17 protein-coding genes are annotated in these 17105 nt (G+C 35.9%); 10 read left to right on the top strand and 7 right to left on the bottom strand.

Translation table 11 applies throughout. The features are described from left to right. The first annotated feature begins 143 nt into the window (after positions 1 to 143). The gene (locus AC6HVZ_RS01950; protein WP_497556447.1) at positions 144 to 383 is read left to right on the top strand and encodes a 4Fe-4S dicluster domain-containing protein; all 240 of its coding nucleotides are present in this window, start codon (positions 144 to 146) and stop codon (positions 381 to 383) included. A gap of 36 nt (positions 384 to 419) precedes the next feature. Here the strand turns inward: AC6HVZ_RS01950 and AC6HVZ_RS01945 are convergent, their stop codons facing one another. Further along, positions 420 to 689 (bottom strand): acylphosphatase, encoded by a 270-nt coding sequence (locus tag AC6HVZ_RS01945; protein ID WP_497556446.1) that lies wholly within the window; start codon positions 687 to 689, stop codon positions 420 to 422. 270 nt (positions 690 to 959) lie between these two features. On the opposite strand from AC6HVZ_RS01945, the gene AC6HVZ_RS01940 reads away from it, so the two are divergent. The 6 genes from AC6HVZ_RS01940 to AC6HVZ_RS01915 all read left to right on the top strand — a co-directional run bounded on the left by AC6HVZ_RS01940 (position 960) and on the right by AC6HVZ_RS01915 (position 9592). Beyond that, positions 960 to 4640, top strand: a complete 3681-nt coding sequence (locus AC6HVZ_RS01940) for a nitrate reductase subunit alpha (RefSeq protein ID WP_497556445.1) — start codon at positions 960 to 962, stop codon at positions 4638 to 4640. Then, on the top strand, positions 4630 to 6177 hold the full coding sequence (gene narH, locus AC6HVZ_RS01935) for a nitrate reductase subunit beta (protein WP_497556444.1): 1548 nt from the start codon (positions 4630 to 4632) through the stop codon (positions 6175 to 6177). Before AC6HVZ_RS01940 ends, narH begins: the two co-directional genes overlap by 11 nt. Then, a complete protein-coding gene (narJ, locus tag AC6HVZ_RS01930) occupies positions 6152 to 6685 on the top strand; it encodes a nitrate reductase molybdenum cofactor assembly chaperone (protein WP_497556443.1) in 534 nt (177 codons plus the stop codon). The genes narH and narJ overlap by 26 nt, the downstream gene beginning before the upstream one ends. A gap of 20 nt (positions 6686 to 6705) precedes the next feature. Then, entirely contained in the window at positions 6706 to 7437 is a 732-nt protein-coding gene (gene narI / locus AC6HVZ_RS01925; protein WP_497556442.1) for a respiratory nitrate reductase subunit gamma, read from the top strand. 88 nt (positions 7438 to 7525) lie between these two features. Then, positions 7526 to 7951 carry a hemerythrin domain-containing protein gene (locus AC6HVZ_RS01920; protein WP_497556441.1) on the top strand — a complete coding sequence of 142 codons (426 nt, stop codon included), beginning with the start codon at positions 7526 to 7528 and terminating at the stop codon, positions 7949 to 7951. 114 nt (positions 7952 to 8065) lie between these two features. Then, entirely contained in the window at positions 8066 to 9592 is a 1527-nt protein-coding gene (locus tag AC6HVZ_RS01915) for an FAD-dependent oxidoreductase (RefSeq protein ID WP_497556440.1), read from the top strand. Between the two features lie 35 nt (positions 9593 to 9627). On the opposite strand, the gene AC6HVZ_RS01910 is transcribed toward AC6HVZ_RS01915, so the two are convergent. Beyond that, positions 9628 to 10506, bottom strand: coding sequence for a LysR family transcriptional regulator (locus AC6HVZ_RS01910; protein WP_497556609.1), 879 nt, complete (start codon positions 10504 to 10506; stop codon positions 9628 to 9630). Positions 10507 to 10618: 112 nt separating this feature from the next. Between AC6HVZ_RS01910 and AC6HVZ_RS01905 the strand changes: the two genes are divergently transcribed. Next, positions 10619 to 11683: a citrate/2-methylcitrate synthase gene (locus AC6HVZ_RS01905; protein WP_497556439.1), complete on the top strand. Its 1065-nt coding sequence runs from the start codon at positions 10619 to 10621 to the stop codon at positions 11681 to 11683. Positions 11684 to 12054: 371 nt separating this feature from the next. On the opposite strand, the gene AC6HVZ_RS01900 is transcribed toward AC6HVZ_RS01905, so the two are convergent. Continuing rightward, the gene (locus AC6HVZ_RS01900; protein WP_497556438.1) at positions 12055 to 12573 is read right to left on the bottom strand and encodes a GrpB family protein; all 519 of its coding nucleotides are present in this window, start codon (positions 12571 to 12573) and stop codon (positions 12055 to 12057) included. Between the two features lie 306 nt (positions 12574 to 12879). Here AC6HVZ_RS01900 and AC6HVZ_RS01895 point away from each other — a divergent pair, with 306 nt between their 5' ends. Continuing rightward, positions 12880 to 13659, top strand: coding sequence for a hypothetical protein (locus tag AC6HVZ_RS01895; RefSeq protein WP_497556437.1), 780 nt, complete (start codon positions 12880 to 12882; stop codon positions 13657 to 13659). After that, positions 13656 to 14528 carry a DUF3307 domain-containing protein gene (locus AC6HVZ_RS01890; RefSeq protein ID WP_497556436.1) on the top strand — a complete coding sequence of 291 codons (873 nt, stop codon included), beginning with the start codon at positions 13656 to 13658 and terminating at the stop codon, positions 14526 to 14528. Before AC6HVZ_RS01895 ends, AC6HVZ_RS01890 begins: the two co-directional genes overlap by 4 nt. 142 nt (positions 14529 to 14670) lie before the next feature. Here the strand turns inward: AC6HVZ_RS01890 and AC6HVZ_RS01885 are convergent, their stop codons facing one another. The 4 genes from AC6HVZ_RS01885 to AC6HVZ_RS01870 all read right to left on the bottom strand — a co-directional run bounded on the left by AC6HVZ_RS01885 (position 14671) and on the right by AC6HVZ_RS01870 (position 16977). Continuing rightward, positions 14671 to 14904, bottom strand: a complete 234-nt coding sequence (locus AC6HVZ_RS01885; protein ID WP_497556435.1) for a hypothetical protein — start codon at positions 14902 to 14904, stop codon at positions 14671 to 14673. A 49-nt stretch (positions 14905 to 14953) separates the two neighbouring features. Further along, complete coding sequence (locus AC6HVZ_RS01880; RefSeq protein WP_497556434.1) at positions 14954 to 15619, bottom strand: peptidylprolyl isomerase; 666 nt, start codon at positions 15617 to 15619, stop codon at positions 14954 to 14956. Between the two features lie 66 nt (positions 15620 to 15685). Next, a complete protein-coding gene (locus AC6HVZ_RS01875; RefSeq protein WP_497556433.1) occupies positions 15686 to 16348 on the bottom strand; it encodes a hypothetical protein in 663 nt (220 codons plus the stop codon). 212 nt (positions 16349 to 16560) lie between these two features. Beyond that, the gene (locus AC6HVZ_RS01870) at positions 16561 to 16977 is read right to left on the bottom strand and encodes a PH domain-containing protein (RefSeq protein WP_497556432.1); all 417 of its coding nucleotides are present in this window, start codon (positions 16975 to 16977) and stop codon (positions 16561 to 16563) included. Positions 16978 to 17105 lie beyond the last annotated feature (128 nt).

Raw genomic sequence — 17105 nt, 5'->3', positions numbered from 1 at the left:
CCTTAAGTAACGAATAATAAATAGTATGATTGAAAAATAAAAAGATGAATCTTTTATTTTTTAGTGAAAATGCGTTATAATGGCAATGATTAACTTATATATAAACAAACATTTATTGTAAGCACTTGAAGGAGGAGATTTACTTGGCTTTTATAATAACATCACCTTGTAAAGATGAAAAATCAGGAGAATGTGTAGAAGTTTGTCCTGTTGATTGTATAGAAGAAGGAAAAGATATGTTCTATATAGATCCGGATATCTGTATTGATTGTGGGGCATGTGAAGCAGTGTGTCCTGTTGAAGCAATATATATGGAAGATGAAGTACCTGAAAAAGAAAATGAATATATCGCATTAAATCGTAAGTTTTTTGAAGAGAAATAACTAAAAAGCTGCCGCTCACCCAACTGGTCAGCGGCATTATTTTATTGAAAAATTCTTATATCCTTTTTCCTCATCTGAAATAGTTTCCTCAATATTTTCTACTTGAATAAATCGATTCAGGCCTGATTTCAACTCAATTATAAAGGAATCCAGTTGCTGTTTTGTTCCTTCAACCTCCATTTCAACAGTACCATCCATTTTATTGCGTACCCATCCAACGAGTCGATGTTCTATAGCTTTTATCTGTGCAGTATATCTAAATCCGACACCTTGTACCCGACCACTGATTATTAAATGTTTATTCATATGAAAATCACCTCTTTGTAATTGCTTTATTATACTATATATCCCCCATTCCATTATAAAAAACCATATTCTTACAATAAAATCCCTGAAATTGGACATGCTTTGTATTGTAAACCTAAAATTTCAATGTTTTTTGCAAAACGTGATAAATATCACACCAATTCCAATATTTCCATATATTGTTTGTGGTACCTAATTATACATGTTATCCTAAAAATAATATATATTTTCAAAATTGTAGTAATTTAGCTGAATTACTGGAGGTGCCAAATGAAAAAAACATCTACCCCTTTATGGAAAAGATTATCTTATTTTGGTAAATCTGAGAAACTCAATGATCAATATGAACGATCACCACAGGATCGAAACACAGAAAAGGTATATCGAAGCAGATGGCAGCATGACAAAATTGTTCGAACTACGCATGGTGTTAACTGTACAGGTTCGTGTAGTTGGAAGGTGCATGTCAAAGACGGGATTATTGCATGGGAAACACAACAAACAGATTACCCTTCTACAGGACCCGATATGCCGGAATATGAACCAAGAGGTTGTCCGAGGGGGGCAAGCTTTTCGTGGTATACGTATAGTCCGCATCGAGTGCGTTATCCTTACATTCGATCATCTTTATTGAAAATTTGGTCGGCAGCATTGGCCGAACAAAGGGATCCTGTAAAAGCATGGAAAAGTATTGCAGAAGATCCGGTAAAATCACAGCGTTACAAATCAGCACGCGGTAAAGGTGGTTTTGTCCGAACAACATGGGAAGAGATTAATACACTTATTTCTTCATCCATTATTCACACCATCCAAAAAGAAGGACCTGACAGAATTTTTGGCTTTTCGCCAATTCCTGCCATGTCAATGGTTAGTTATTCAAGTGGAGCACGATTTTTAAATCTGATAGGTGGTTCACTTTTAAGTTTTTATGATTGGTATGCAGATTTACCACCGGCATCTCCGCAAATTTGGGGAGAGCAAACGGACGTTCCCGAAAGTTCAGATTGGTATAATTCAAGTTATCTTTTAGTTTGGGGATCAAATCTGCCGCAAACACGTACACCGGATTCACATTTTATGGTAGAAGCCAGATATAAAGGAACAAAAGTTGTTGCGGTTGCTCCTGATTACGCAGAATACGTGAAATTTGCAGACAACTGGCTGTCTGTACAAGCCGGGATGGATGCAGCACTTGGCATGGCAATGACACATGTGATTTTAAAGGAGTATTATGTTGATCAGCAAACGCCTTATTTCAATGATTATGTTAAGAAATATACGGATCTTCCATTTTTGATCACTTTGGTTCAGGATGGAGAGAATCTGCGATCAGGAAAATTTCTCCGTGCTGAAAACCTTGATATGGACATTAGCAATGCCGCATGGAAAACAGTAGTTTTTGATAATAAAACCGGCTCGTATGCAGTGCCTGATGGGACTATCGGCCACCGTTGGGAAGATAATAAAACCTGGAATTTGCATTTACGCGACACCGACAATCAGCTTGGTGAGATTGACCCGGTTTTATCGCTGATTGATCACTCTGATGATGTGGTAGATGTAAGTTTTCCGGAGTTTATGGCTGCTGACCGAAAGATATACAAACGTAAAGTTCCAGTTAAAAAAGTCACCATTGACGGCAAAGAGCAATATATAACCACAGTCTTTGATTTAATGCTGGCTAATTGTGGTGTAACCAGAGATTTACCAGGTGAGGATAAAATCAGTTATGAGGATGAAAATGCACCATTTACTCCAGCCTGGCAGGAGAAATTAAGTGGAGTACCTGCTGAAGATGTCGCACAGATTGCCAGAGAGTTTGCCCAAAACGCAATTGATTCCAATGGGCGTTCCATGATTATAATGGGATCCGGAATTAATCATTGGTATCACTCGGATATGATATACCGGGCCATTTTAAATATGGTTCTGCTAACAGGCTGTGAAGGGGTTAATGGTGGTGGATGGGCACATTATGTAGGACAGGAAAAAGTCAGACCACTTGAAGGTTTCCAAACTGTCGCAATGGCTAAAGATTGGGGCATACCTGCACGACTTCATGCTGGGACATCCTTTTTCTATTTTGCAACTGAACAATGGCGATATGATGACCAAAAGGTAGATCAATTGATATCACCATTAACTAAAAAAGGTCGCTATGAGCATTTAGGAGATTATAATTCACTTGCAGCAAGGCTGGGATGGTTACCATCTTATCCACAATTCGATAAAAACTCGACAAAATTAGTTGGAAATAAACCAAATGAAGAAGTTGTTCAATCCATTGTTGAACAGATAAAATCGGGTGATATGGAGTTTGCTATTGATAATCCTGGGGATCCAAATAACTTTCCAAAACTCCTGTTTGTATGGCGTGCCAATCTGATTGGAAGTTCAGCGAAAGGGCATGAATACTTCTTAAAACACTTACTTGGAACCCATGAAGGAACATTAAGTGAACAGGAAGAAGAAAAAAACACAAATGAGATCAAATGGATTGAAGAAGTACCTGAAGGAAAACTGGATTTACTTATAAATTATGATTTCCGCATGAGTGGAACCGGTCTATATTCAGATATTGTTTTACCTGCAGCAACATGGTATGAAAAACATGATTTATCAAGTACGGATATGCATCCTTTTGTTCATCCTTTTAATCCGGCAATATCAACACCATGGGAATCAAGATCTGACTGGAATGCGTTTAAGTCGTTAGCTAAAAAATTCTCTGAAATGGCTGAAACGTATTTTCCGGATCCTATTAAAGATGTTGTCACATCACCACTATTACATGATACAAAGGATGAAATTCAACAGGCATATGGAACAATTCCAGATTGGAAATATGGTGAATTCGAACCTGTACCGGGGGTTAACTTCCCTAAAATCCAAGTAGTTGAACGGGAGTTTTCAAAAGTCTATGAAAAATTCATTTCCCTGGGTGATAAAGCACGTGGTCAGATTGGAGCCAAAGGAATTTCATGGAATGCTGAGGAAGAATATGACTTACTGAAAAAACTATCAGGGACCAATAAACGGACCAAACATATTAAAGGATTACCAAGCTTGGATACAGACAGACAGGCTGCCGAATCAATTTTAACATTATCAAGTACAACAAACGGATCATTGGCAATGAAGGCCTGGAAAGCTCTGGAAAATAAATCCGGGCAGGAGAACCTGACAGATCTGGTTATTGAACGATCTGAGGAAAGATTTTCATTTAATGATATAACAACACAACCAAGACAAGTACTGTCCTCACCGGTCTTTAGCGGATCAGCAACCGGAAACAGACGTTATAAAAATTTCACAACAAATATTGAACACCTGATTCCATTCAGAACTTTGACAGGAAGACAGTCCTTTTATCTTGATCATGATGTGATATTAGAGTTTGGTGAAGAGTTACCTACATTCAAGCCTCCACTTCAGAAGCTGACATTTCAAAGTGGGGACAGAAAGCCAGACACAGTTGAGAATGAAATAACATTGCGTTATTTAACGCCACACTTTAAGTGGTCGTACCACTCAACATATGGTGACACACTGCCGATGCTGACCTTATTCAGGGGTGGACCACATGTATGGTTAAACAATGATGATGCACAGTCCGTTCATATAAAAGATAATGATTGGATAGAAATGTACAATCGTAATGGCGTTGTCGTAGCAAGAGCCGTTGTGAGTCACAGAATACCGAGTGGAATTGTTTATATGTATCATGTACAGGATCGATTAATAAATGTTCCTGGATCAAAAATTACGAAAACACGTGGCGGGACATTTAATAGTCCAACACGCATTCATATAAAACCAACACAAATGATTGGAGGATATGCACAGCTTAGCTATGGCTTTAACTATTATGGACCAACAGGTAATCAACGTGACGAACAAGTAATTATTCGAAAAATGGAAAGGGAAGAGGTGGATTGGCTTGAAGATTAAAGCACAATTTGGAATGGTGATGAATCTTGACAAATGTATCGGCTGTCATACATGTAGTGTAACATGTAGCAATACTTGGACAAACCGCCCCGGAACTGAGTATATGTATTGGAATAATGTGGAAACAAAACCTGGTGTAGGCTATCCGAAAGAATGGGAAAATAATGATGAGAAAAAAGGGGGATGGCACTTAAAAAATGGAAAATTAGAATTAAAAGCAGGTGGGAAATTCAGTAAGCTGATTAATATATTCTATAATAGAGATCTGGTAGAAATTGATGACTACTATGAGCCATGGTCATATACTTATGAAAACCTAGTAAACAGTCCTGAAAAGGATCATCAGCCTGTCGCTCGTCCTAAGTCCCAATTAACTGGAGAATATATGGATATTACATGGGGACCTAACTGGGAGGACGACCTGGCGGGTGTACATGAAACAGGAAAGAACGATCCTAATATGCGTAATCTAGATGAACAAATCAAATTTGAATTTGAAGAAACATTTATGATGTATTTACCGCGTATTTGTGAACACTGTCAAAATCCATCCTGTGTATCTTCTTGTCCTTCTGGGGCAATGTATAAAAGAGAAGAAGATGGTATTGTACTGGTAGATCAGGATTCCTGTCGCAGCTGGCGCTTTTGTATGACAGGCTGTCCATATAAGAAAGTATATTTCAACTGGAAAACAAACAAAGCGGAAAAGTGTACGTTTTGTTTCCCGAGAATTGAAAATGGTCAACCAACTATTTGTTCTGAAACCTGTGTTGGTCGTCTGCGTTATATCGGTATTGTGTTATATGATGCTGACAAAGTGCTTGAAGCTGCATCTGTTGAAGATGAAAAAGATTTATATGAGGCTCAATTAGGTACATTTTTAGACCCTTTTGACCCCGTTATACAAAAAGAAGCAGTTAAACAAGGAATTCCTGAGGATTGGATAGAAGCTGCACAAAAGTCACCAGTTTATAAATTAGCTGTTGAACAGAAAATCGCTTTACCTTTACATCCTGAATACAGAACAATGCCAATGGTATGGTATATTCCACCACTAAGTCCTTTTATGAATGCTTTAGGTGGACAGGTTGATTCATTAAGCCCTGATGTTATTTTCCCAACGATCAACCAATTCCGGATTCCAATTGATTATTTGGCAAGTTTATTTACAGCAGGTGATACTGGTGTGATTAAAAAGGTACTTCAGAAGCTTGTTGCTATGCGTACGTATATGCGTTCGGTTCAGCTTAATAAGCCATTTGATCATTCCATTCTAGAGGCTGCCGACATGACGGAAGAGGTAGCAGAAGAAATGTATCAGCTTTCTGCAATTGCTAAATATGAAGATCGTTATGTTATCCCTAAATCACACCGTGAGGATTCAGGTGACATGTTTTCACACCAGGGTAATGCTGGTTTTGAATTTATGGAAGCATGCCGAAGCTGTATGGGTGGCTCAGCAGAAGCTGATCCATTAGAATACTATGAAAGTGGATTTTGGAGGGAATTAGATGAAAGCTCACCAAAAGGTGTATAAAATAACATCCATATTTTTACAATATCCACAAGAAGAATGGTATGACTTTTTACCTGAGATCAAAAGGGAGATTGCAACAATCGAAAACCCTACTGCAAATGCTTATCTAACATCTTTTATGTATTACTTGGAATCTACACCGTTTGATCAGCTATGTGAAAGGTATGTAAAAACATTTGACTTTCATGGTATCACAACATTATATCTAACTTATAATGTATTTAAGGATTCACGGGAACGGGGAGAGGCTTTGGTGAAATTACGCCAGCTAGTCACAGATTCCAACCTGGAAACCGAGACAGAAGAGCTCCCAGATTATTTGCCAATGATTTTGGAGTTTTTGTCAGCAGCTGAAGATAAGTATGTACAAAGAATGTTGAAATTACATGCAAAATCAATATTAAAATTGGATCAGGATTTAGTAGAAAATGATAGCGATTATCATTTTCTACTAAAGGCTACAATTGAAATTTCAAATGAAATGATGAGAAACCGAAAAGTATCTTAAATTGAAAGGGTTGGGGTTTCATGACAAACCTTGATATATTTCTCTGGATTATATTTCCCTATATTTCATTAACCATCTTTATACTGGGACATATTTATAGATATAATACGGACCAGTTTGGTTGGACTGCGAAATCAAGTCAATTTTTGGAACAAAAAAGATTGAGATTTGGGAGCACTGTATTTCATTGGGGAATAATCTTTGTGTTTTTTGGTCATGTTGGTGGACTGCTCATACCTAAATTATGGTTTGATACAATTGGTATAACCGATGACATGTACCATTTTGGCGCTATTTGGTTTGGCGGTTTAGCAGGATTAGCAGTAGTAATAGGGGGATTCTTTCTCTTTTTACGACGGGTAGCAGTTAAGAGAATTGTAAAAAATAGTTCTGTTAGTGATTATGTTGCGCTCATCATGCTTGGTATCGTTGTTCTGGTTGGTTTCACAAATACAGCAGGGTATACAGCAACAGGTGGATCATTTGATTATAGGGTAACAATTGGCCCATGGTTAAGAGAAATTTTAACATTACGACCATCAGAAGGTATGGTATTAGCAATGGCTCAGGCACCTATTGGATTTAAACTGCATGTTTCGCTAGCCTTTGTCCTATTTGCAATTTGGCCTTTTACAAGATTGGTTCACGTATTTAGCTTACCTTTAAAATATTTGAATCGAAATTATGTTGTATATCGGAATAAAAGACCTTATCATAAAGTTAAGGTTGCAAAAAAGAAGGAAATTAATTAATGTTTTTTTAACGTCCCTGCATTTATTATATGAATGTGGGGATATTCAATAGATTTATATTAACGATTTTGATATTGGGGGAGTTTTTATGTCACGTACAGGACCAGCACTCAGGCAGTTAGCATCCCACCGTTCCATACATGAAGGAGCTTATGCTGAAGCAAGGGATATTACGGATGTAACCGACAGATTATTTTATGATGATCGCAAAGAAGACTGTTTAAAAGCAGCAAATGCCTTAATCGAGTACTGGGAAACAAGGGTTATTGCCCATGCTGATACAGAGGATGAAGGATTTTACAAGGAATTATTGGAAAATAGACCGGAAATAACAAAAGAAATACATATGCTTTCAAGGGATCATGACTTATTCCGAAAAATTGTTGGTAATATTAAAGAGCAATTGGAAGAAAAACAAATCGTAACAAAAGAAATAGTAAATCAATTTCATGCCCTGTTAGTTATTAAAGAAATTCATAACAAAGGTGAAGAGGATAATTTGTTTACAGAATAATAGTAATCCTTCTACTTAAGCTCTGTCACATAAATAGTGATAGAGCTTTTATACATAATCTTACTAATTTGGGAGATAATATAATTACTTGATAGTAAGAAGGAGCGATTACATATGACTGATATTCAAATGCCTCAATTTACCGAGCCCTATTGGCGGGATTCTGTAAAACTTCCCACATTTCCAAAGCTTGATGAGTCTATTAAAGCAGATGTTGGCATCGTTGGTGGAGGAATTACGGGAGTAACTGCAGCTTATTTATTGGCTAAACAAAACTTGAAAGTTGTATTATTGGATGCTGGAGTTATTTTAAATGGAACAACAGGGCATACAACCGCAAAGATAACAGCCCAGCATGGCTTAATCTATGATGAATTAATTCAGCATTTCGGGCCGGAGAAAGCTTTAAACTATTATAATGCTGCTGACGAAGCAAAAAAAATGATCGAACAAACCGTCGAAGGTCTCAAGATTGATTGTGATTATAAAAAAGAAGATGCCATTCTTTATACTAATTCAGAATCATATATTACAAAATTGGAAAATGAGCAAAAGGCTTACGACCAGCTTAAAATTGAGCATGAAATTACTGTCAAGATGCCACTAAATATCCCTATAAAACAAGCGTTGATTATGACAGACCAGGCACAGTTTCATCCATTAAAATATTTAAAAGTATTAGCTGAGGAAAGTGTAAAAAAAGGAGTTCAAATTTTTGAACAAACAACTGCAGTAGATGTGGAATATAATAAACATCCAAGTATTATTACAAGAGATGGTCACCGGGTTACATGCAGGTATGTAATTTCAGCATCCCATTTTCCCTTCTATGATAAGGAGAGTTTTTATTTTGCACGAATGTATCCGGAAAGATCTTACATTATAGCTGTAAAATCCCCGAAAGAATACCCTGGTGGCATGTATATAAATGCTGAGGAACCATCGAGATCGGTAAGGGGAGCGAATATTAACGGGGAAGACTTATGGCTAATTGTCGGTGAAAATCATAAAACAGGTCAAGGAAAATCCACTATGATTCATTATAATAATTTACAGGAATTTGCCAAAAAACATATTACGATAAATGATTTTATTTATCGTTGGTCAGCTCAGGACTTAACTACGCTGGATAAATTGCCATATATTGGTCCTGCTACAAAAAATGAAGATGCTGTATTAGTTGCAACAGGCTTCCGTAAATGGGGGATGACCAGTGGAACAATTGCTGCAAAAATATTAAGTGACAGGATACTGGAAAAAGATAACCCGTATCAGGAATTATTTTCTCCAGCGAGGTTTCAGGCAGATCCTTCCGTCAGAAAGTTTGCAAGAATGAATGCTGATGTAGCAAAACATATGATTAAAGGAAAACTGGAATATACAAAAAATAGCTTTGACGAGCTTTCAGCTGATGATGCAACTGTAACACGTATCAATGGAAAACGAACAGGAGTCTATAAAGATCTGGATAAGAAGATTCATATGGTTGATACAACTTGCACACATTTAGGTTGTGAGGTTGAGTGGAATTCAGGCGAGAGGACATGGGATTGTCCATGCCATGGATCAAGATTTACTTATACAGGTGAAATAGTCGAAGGACCTGCGAAAAGACCTCTTAAAAAAATTGAGAATGAATAAAAAACAACCACTAAGGTTGTTTTTTATTTGAAACTTTAGCTATAATGATAATTTGAAATAAAGGAAACAAAATCACTTTCCAATTGATGTTCAAATTTATAAATAATGTACATACTGGCTGTCGGCATCTCAATAAATGGAACAGGAACTTCCAATAAGCGACCCTCCAAAAGCTCCCGATTTATGATTGATTTTGGCAAAAAGCTCACACCAATTCCTTCTAAGACAAATCGCTTCGTAGCATAAGTTTGATTAACTTTCATGAATTTTAATGAAGGTAATTTGTATTTCAACCGTTCTTTCAGTAAATCCCAATAAGCTGGATGATTATCAGAAAACACAATATTATTTTCCAGAAGTTCCAACGCATCAATAATTGGTCCGGATTCTGCATCATAGCCATCATGTTTGCATACAAGGCTAACAGGTTCTGTATGGAATTTCACCGTTCTTACATTAGGTAAACCTGGGAGACACGATAATCCTATATCGAATTCTCCATGTTTTATTACTGATGAAATTTCAGCTGACTCCAGTACTTGAATGGATAATTCAACATCGGGAAAGGACTTCGTATATTTATGTAATATACTTGGTAATATTGTGTCTGCATACATTGGTGAAATAGCAATCCGGATTGTTTTATTATAGCCCTGTTTATATCGATTTACAGCTTCAATGCTTTGATCATATTGAGAAATCATTTGTTTTGCCTCTTGATAGTATAGCCTTCCAAACTCAGTAAGAGAGATGTTTCTACCAACTTTAATAAATAATTTTTCTCCAAGCTCTTTTTCCAATTGCCTAATTTGAAATGTAACAGCAGGTTGTGTAATAAACAATTTCTCAGCCACTTTTCTAAAATTTTCAACCTCTGCAGCCATTATAAAGGTTTTTAATACACGAGTCTCGATATTACCACCCCATTAATAAATATTATTTATTATTATACTAAATAACATTGAATTTTAATAATTGTTTCTATCAATTATACTTTATGTAGAGGAAAAGAAAGGGGAGATTAAAATGTACCAGCCTGGTTTAAAGGGAACTACAGCGGTAGAAACTAAATTATCTCAAATTGATGGTGAGCAAGGTATTTTAACGTACAGGGGAGTTCCGATACAATCAATTGTAGAAGACAACACCTATGAAGATGCAGCCTATTTCTTATTGTATGGCAATTTTCCATCAACTAAAGAATTACAACTATTTAAAGAAAAATTAAATAAAAATAGAGAATTACCCAGGCATGTTAGGAAGATCTTAGACAATATTCCTGTAGAACAAACAATGATGGACGTATTACGGACAACGGTCTCATCATTGACATCAAAGGAAATGATCGAGGATACTGCAATACAACTGATTGCTATTATACCAACAATCATTGCATATCGTTATCGGAAAATGAAAGATTTACCAATTATCAAACCTGATCCCGCACTTAATCATGTAGAAAATTTCATGTATATGCTTTCCAGTGAAGTGAATAAATCAGCGGTTAAAATGCTGGAAGCTTACTTGATCATGACGATGGAACATGGATTAAATGCATCCACTTTTTCAGCCAGGGTCACAATATCAACAGAAAGTGACCTAATAGCAGCAATCACCAGTGCGATCGGAACAATGAAAGGTCCGTTGCATGGCGGAGCGCCATCTGGAGTAATTGATTTACTTGATGAGATCGGTACGATAGATAGAATAAGTGAAATTATTCACAAGAAAATTAAAAATAAAGAGCGAATTATGGGATTTGGTCACAGAGTATACAAAACAGTTGATCCACGTGCAGAGGCATTAAAGCATAAACTCCTGGAAATAGCTAATTTGCCTGATTGGATTGAATTAGCCTCAGAGACAGAGAAAAAGGCAATTAAGATTTTAAATGAATATAAACCAAATCAAAAATTATACACAAATGTAGAATATTACGCTGCAGCAATTATGAAAACATTAGTATTAGATCCAGCATTATTCACGGCAATATTTAGCTCAAGTAGAATTGTCGGCTGGTGTGCACATGTAATGGAACAAGCGAATAACAATATGATATTTAGACCTGCAGCAAAATATATTGGTGAGTGACACGTTTAAATTGAAGTATTTTTTAATTTTATCTCAATATCAAAAGTATACTTAGGTATTGAGATAAAATTATTATAAACTTTACTACTTCCTATAATAAAGATTATGTTAACTGGAAGAAACCAAAAAAATAAGGAAGATCTTTAATTTACGTTTTCTGCATCTTTGTAAATCCAATCTGAAAATAGTTTTATGGATTTTCTCCCTCTTATATGGACTCGATAATGATCATTTTGTGTTACGAATTGAGTCTTAAACCCCTTGTTAGTAAGCATTTCTAATTAAAGAATCCATTAATGCTTTTGAACCGCCAACAAAATTTATTGTAAGAAAAGACGCAATTTTTTTCAGGTTTGCACTTGATTTTTGCATTAATTTTCTTTTTGATACCAAGCCATGGCTTTTCTTTCAATTTCCAAAACTAGCTGCTCCTTTCCTTTAATATATGATTCGACATCGTAAGGAAAACGCTTGGACAATTTCTCTTTTAAATCACCATAGCTTTTTAATACATCTGAATGCATTCGCAGGTAGTCACGGAACGCTAGATGTCGTTCGATTTCAAAATTTCCCAACTCATAAATATGGACATGATGGGTTCGATCATCCCCTCCCTTTTGGAAATATCGCCGTCCCTGTATTCCATTTTCTCCATTCGCTTCGTAACCAATGTTGATCATTTCTGAGTTAAACCCATCAATCCGGCTAATACTTTTTACCACAGGCATTATATCAATGACTGGTTTTGCACTTAGCCCTTTTACAGAAGTACTACCAATGTGATAAATTTTAATGATTTCAGAATCAAAGATGTTACGTAATTTATTGGCCTCTTCCTCAAACATCGTTGACCAATTCTTATTATATGACGTTACTTCAACCTTTCTCATTTATATCACTCCAGGCAAATTCAAACTTTGACTAATCAACCTGCTACTTTACTGCTTTCCAAATTGTCCATCTATCTTTTTCAGTTGCTGGAAACGTTTTTGGGGTTACAGCCAGCTGAAGGCAGCATTCCCCCTTTCCTATAAACATGCTATTTGGATCATGTTGTTTGTATAATAATATTTCTTTATATATCAGTCTAAATCATCTAATTTCCATAAAGTTTGACTATTTCATCTAACTTTTGTTATGTTTAATTATATAATCAAATTTCTCTGCACTTTGGATGTGAAAGGAGCAGTTTATACATGTTAAATGAAGTCTCAGTCTTCATCATGGATATAAGTAATTCATCAAAAGAAAATATTGGGAATGAATTAAGTGAATATCTAAAGCAATTAAAAATTAGCATTGCTGAGTGGACACAAAATATTGGAGTGACAAAGATTAGCCACCGTGCTGGTGATGAATTGGTCGTTGTAAGTAGTGGCTATGCATCGGCATATACACTTGCTTTCTATATAGACCGTATTTGGAAGTTCACAGATCATAAACCTTATTTCGGTCTATCATTTGGCAATATCCAAGAGGAAAATTTAAACGCAATAAACATAGAAACATGGATTCACCCATTAATGAAACAAGCAAGAAATGCCAATGATTATCTAAAAAAACAACAGAACAGAATGCTATTTCGCTTTGCATTACCCCGTTCATTAGATGAACAAGGCTTCACCGTTTTTAGCAAACAGTTCGAAACATTAATAAATACGAGTTTAACCCTAAAGCAAGAACAAATGAACACGCAAACAGAAATACAATCTCTCGTCTGTTCTTTGTATTTAATGCTCGGTCAACAAAATAAAGTAAGCCAATATCTTGAAAGAACAACAGCTACTATCTCCCATCATATGAAACAGGGTAAAACGCAAGTCATCTTGAATGCTTTCTATGACATTGTTAAGGTGCTGGATTCATTAGATACGCAAGATAAGCATCGTTTAACTGATAAGTTGCAAACAAACATTAGACAAAATATAAGGAACCATCTACACGATTATTTTCCTAAAGAAAGGAGATTAACATGACTGTACTATTGCTCCTTCTTGCACATATGATTGCTGACTTTTGGCTGCAATCGGACCAAATGGTGAAAAATAAAATAAAACATTTAAAAAAACACATACTTCACCATCTACTGACAACAGGCATTGCGCTAGCTGTTATATGGGGTTATCAATACGAGTTTCAACATATAATCTACTATTTTATTATGCCTTTTATTTTTATTATAATCACGCATCTTTTGATTGATTTGTTAAAAATAAAATTAATAGACTCCAATCCAAAAAGCGCAACGGAAAATATGGGAAGGCTCGGGTATTTTCTATTAGATCAAGCATTACATGTAATGATGATACTCACAACCTGTATCCTTTTCTTTCATATGAAAGCTACAGAAATGGCAACGAGTTTTTTAGACTTGTTTAGGATAAGTGATTTAAGCCCGTTCAACACATCATTATTTATTATCATCATTTTTATTTTGGCGACAAGTGTTAGTGGTCATATCGTAAAATATATCATCGGTTCATTGCCATCAGAACTTGCAAACTTTGAAGGCGAACTGACTTTGAGAAATCAAATGAACAATGTTAAAGAAAAAAATCAACCTAAGACCGAAAGTCGTTTTACGGAGGAATATCATTATTTTACTTACTCCACCCCACTTCGTTCGCGTGGAAAACTCATCGGCTATATAGAAAGATTGCTTGTTATTATATTAACAGTGATTGGCGCATATCCGTCTATTGCTTTTATTATCGCAGCCAAGTCGATTGCACGATTCAAACAGTTAGATGATCGAAACTGGGCGGAATATTTCTTATTAGGTACACTATCTTCTATCTTTCTAGGATTAGTGCTCGGTCTTGTTGTACAAGGAATCATTATGTAACAGCAAGGATTTGTTAACTAAATTGGCTTCTTCATTTTGCTATGATTTAATAATGCAAATCATTATAGCCAAATTAATTAATAGTATAACTATCTTAATATTAGCTTGATAAAAGCTGATAAACTATAAAGTTATGTTCCTTTCAACCTGCGAACATAACTAACGGGGTTGTATTGGATAATACATGTAGTCGCACTATAACAGCGTTTGACGTACCATAAAATCGAGTGTAAGCGGCATGCTTAGAATAATAACCAATAACCTCATCCGTATCACCTTCAATAAAAACAGTTGTACGAGTGAGGTTTTTTTCTTCACGTATTCTTGTTTGTCTGCTACTTTCCCTAATTTCATTTAAATAATTAAAGGGAGCCAACAATTATCGCTGGCTCAAACAACAATTTTCCTATCTACTTAAAATATACCTACTCTACTTCCGGATCCGGATAATCAAATCCTTTTGTATCCACTTCTACAGTTTTCATTTTCTGATCCTCAAGTGGCTTATCTGCACTATCACGCTCTGCACTAACAATTGCATCAACCGTTTTCATACCTTCAATTACTTGTCCAAAACCTGCATATTCCCCGTCCAGATGAGGAGAATTTTCTGTCATGATGAAAAATTGAGATCCTGCTGAATCTGGAGACTGGGATCGTGCCATTGAAAGTACTCCACGATCATGTTTTAAGTCATTATCAAATCCATTTGAGCTAAATTCACCCTTAATTGAATAATCTGGCCCACCTGTGCCATTTCCAGATGGATCTCCACCCTGAATCATAAAGCCAGGGATAACTCTGTGAAAAATCAGCCCATCATAAAAGCCATCTTCAACCAAGGAGACAAAATTAGCAACTGTATTGGGAGCAATTTCCGGGAACAATTCGATCGTGATTTCCTCATCATTTTCCATTGTTATAGTGACAATTGGATTCTCTTCAACTTCTGAAGGGTACTGTGTTTGTTCATCTGTACTTTCTTCAGTTTGGCTTTCTTCATTTTCCGATTGTGCTCCACAGCTTACCAGAACAATCACCATTAATATGGCAGTAATGAGTAATGTAGTAGTTTTCGAAATAAACTTCATAATAATCCTCCTTATGTCTATGATTACTGTGTAAGTGACTGGATTAATTATAGCATGTCCTAACCATTACTTACCTCTTCTATTCTTCGCATCCAATAACCTTTTAAGACGTTCACTGCTATCATTTTTTGGCTGATCATCAACTTTTTCCTCTTTTACATCTGTTTTTGGTTTTTTAGAAATCTTTTTAATTGTACTTTCTTGTTCTTTATTTATCTTACCCTTGGATAAACCGGATTTTTCAGATGTCGCTTTTTTAAGTCTCGTATATTTTTGATCAATATCTTTTTTCTTTAGCTCCTGGTCAACTGTTTTTCTTGTGCCAATAGATCGAATTCTTTCAACCGCTGCTGTTAGACCAAATCGCCTTATTGCTATCTCAATAAAAAATAATAGGAAAGCAAACAATAACAGGTGCATGAAAATAGGCTGCTCTTCATTTTTATTAATATCTATTGGTCGAAAAGCTTCTTCAGGGTCTGTTAAAACTTTTCCGTTTCCAAGTTCAGCTACATCCTGTAAAAGTGTATTATTTTGGCTTTTCAGTTCGAATTCTTTGGAATACGGTACAACAATTCCGGTTTGAAAAGTTCCAGTTACAGTTTCCCCATCTATTTTAGAAAGCTGTAAATAATAAATACCGGGATCAGATGTAAAATTAACCTCATATTCACCAGGTGATTTTACCCTGAACTTAGCATCTATTTCCTCGCCTTTTTCATTTATCACAAAGGCTTCGACTGGTAGCGTGTCCCTACTCCCAGATGTAATTTCAAGTGTAAGGGGCTTTGAGAGACTTGGAACAAAAAGGATTGTCGAAATTGAAAAGCAGGAAATCCATCGCCTAATTGAACGGGCATGGTCATACAGCGATGTATGTCTGATTTATTCAGAATCCCCCAGTCGGGCAAAAGAGTTTTTCTTTTGTAACTGGGGGTAGTTCAATTCCCTATTTTAAGTCGGCTGTCTAGAGTAATGTTCTCATTAATTTCGAGTATTAATTTTAAAAACTCCTCTTGATTTACTGGAGAAATGGAGATAACATCAAACCTGCCTGAAACCAATTCAATCTTATTAATAGATAAAGCAGGTGCTGTAAGTGGGTTTTTCTTTTTCTTTATAATTTGTATATTCTTCACTGGTATCTTTATTCGAATTGGGCCATAGCTCACTCGAATTATGTCATCATCTATCTTATATCCGGTACTGAACCAAAACCACAGTAATAGGGCCACCAGTGGCAGCATAAATACCAATGCGAATAGTTGACCATTAACAATTGGAATAACAATTGCCAATAATGCGATACCCCACATACCTATTGTAATCCATAAATCTCTCTTCGACGGGAAATACATTTCTAAATTCCTCCTGCACTAATCCTGAATGAGTTCCTTTTCATTATAGCCATTTCCTTTGAAACTTTCAAAAACCTGTATCGTATTTGATACAGGTTTTCAATCTTCAGGATAATTTATTAGATGTT

This window comes from Oceanobacillus sp. NCCP-135, assembly GCF_059698015.1.
This window is presented reverse-complemented; position numbering and strand designations above follow the sequence as displayed.

Coding starts and splice junctions, on each gene's coding strand:
- AC6HVZ_RS01945 (WP_497556446.1), bottom strand. CDS start 689: ATGAATAAACATTTAATAATCAGTGGTCGGGTACAAGGTGTCGGATTT.
- AC6HVZ_RS01940 (WP_497556445.1), top strand. CDS start 960: ATGAAAAAAACATCTACCCCTTTATGGAAAAGATTATCTTATTTTGGT.
- narJ (WP_497556443.1), top strand. CDS start 6,152: ATGAAAGCTCACCAAAAGGTGTATAAAATAACATCCATATTTTTACAA.
- narI (WP_497556442.1), top strand. CDS start 6,706: ATGACAAACCTTGATATATTTCTCTGGATTATATTTCCCTATATTTCA.
- AC6HVZ_RS01920 (WP_497556441.1), top strand. CDS start 7,526: ATGTCACGTACAGGACCAGCACTCAGGCAGTTAGCATCCCACCGTTCC.
- AC6HVZ_RS01915 (WP_497556440.1), top strand. CDS start 8,066: ATGACTGATATTCAAATGCCTCAATTTACCGAGCCCTATTGGCGGGAT.
- AC6HVZ_RS01905 (WP_497556439.1), top strand. CDS start 10,619: ATGTACCAGCCTGGTTTAAAGGGAACTACAGCGGTAGAAACTAAATTA.
- AC6HVZ_RS01900 (WP_497556438.1), bottom strand. CDS start 12,573: ATGAGAAAGGTTGAAGTAACGTCATATAATAAGAATTGGTCAACGATG.
- AC6HVZ_RS01895 (WP_497556437.1), top strand. CDS start 12,880: ATGTTAAATGAAGTCTCAGTCTTCATCATGGATATAAGTAATTCATCA.
- AC6HVZ_RS01890 (WP_497556436.1), top strand. CDS start 13,656: ATGACTGTACTATTGCTCCTTCTTGCACATATGATTGCTGACTTTTGG.
- AC6HVZ_RS01880 (WP_497556434.1), bottom strand. CDS start 15,619: ATGAAGTTTATTTCGAAAACTACTACATTACTCATTACTGCCATATTA.
- AC6HVZ_RS01870 (WP_497556432.1), bottom strand. CDS start 16,977: ATGTATTTCCCGTCGAAGAGAGATTTATGGATTACAATAGGTATGTGG.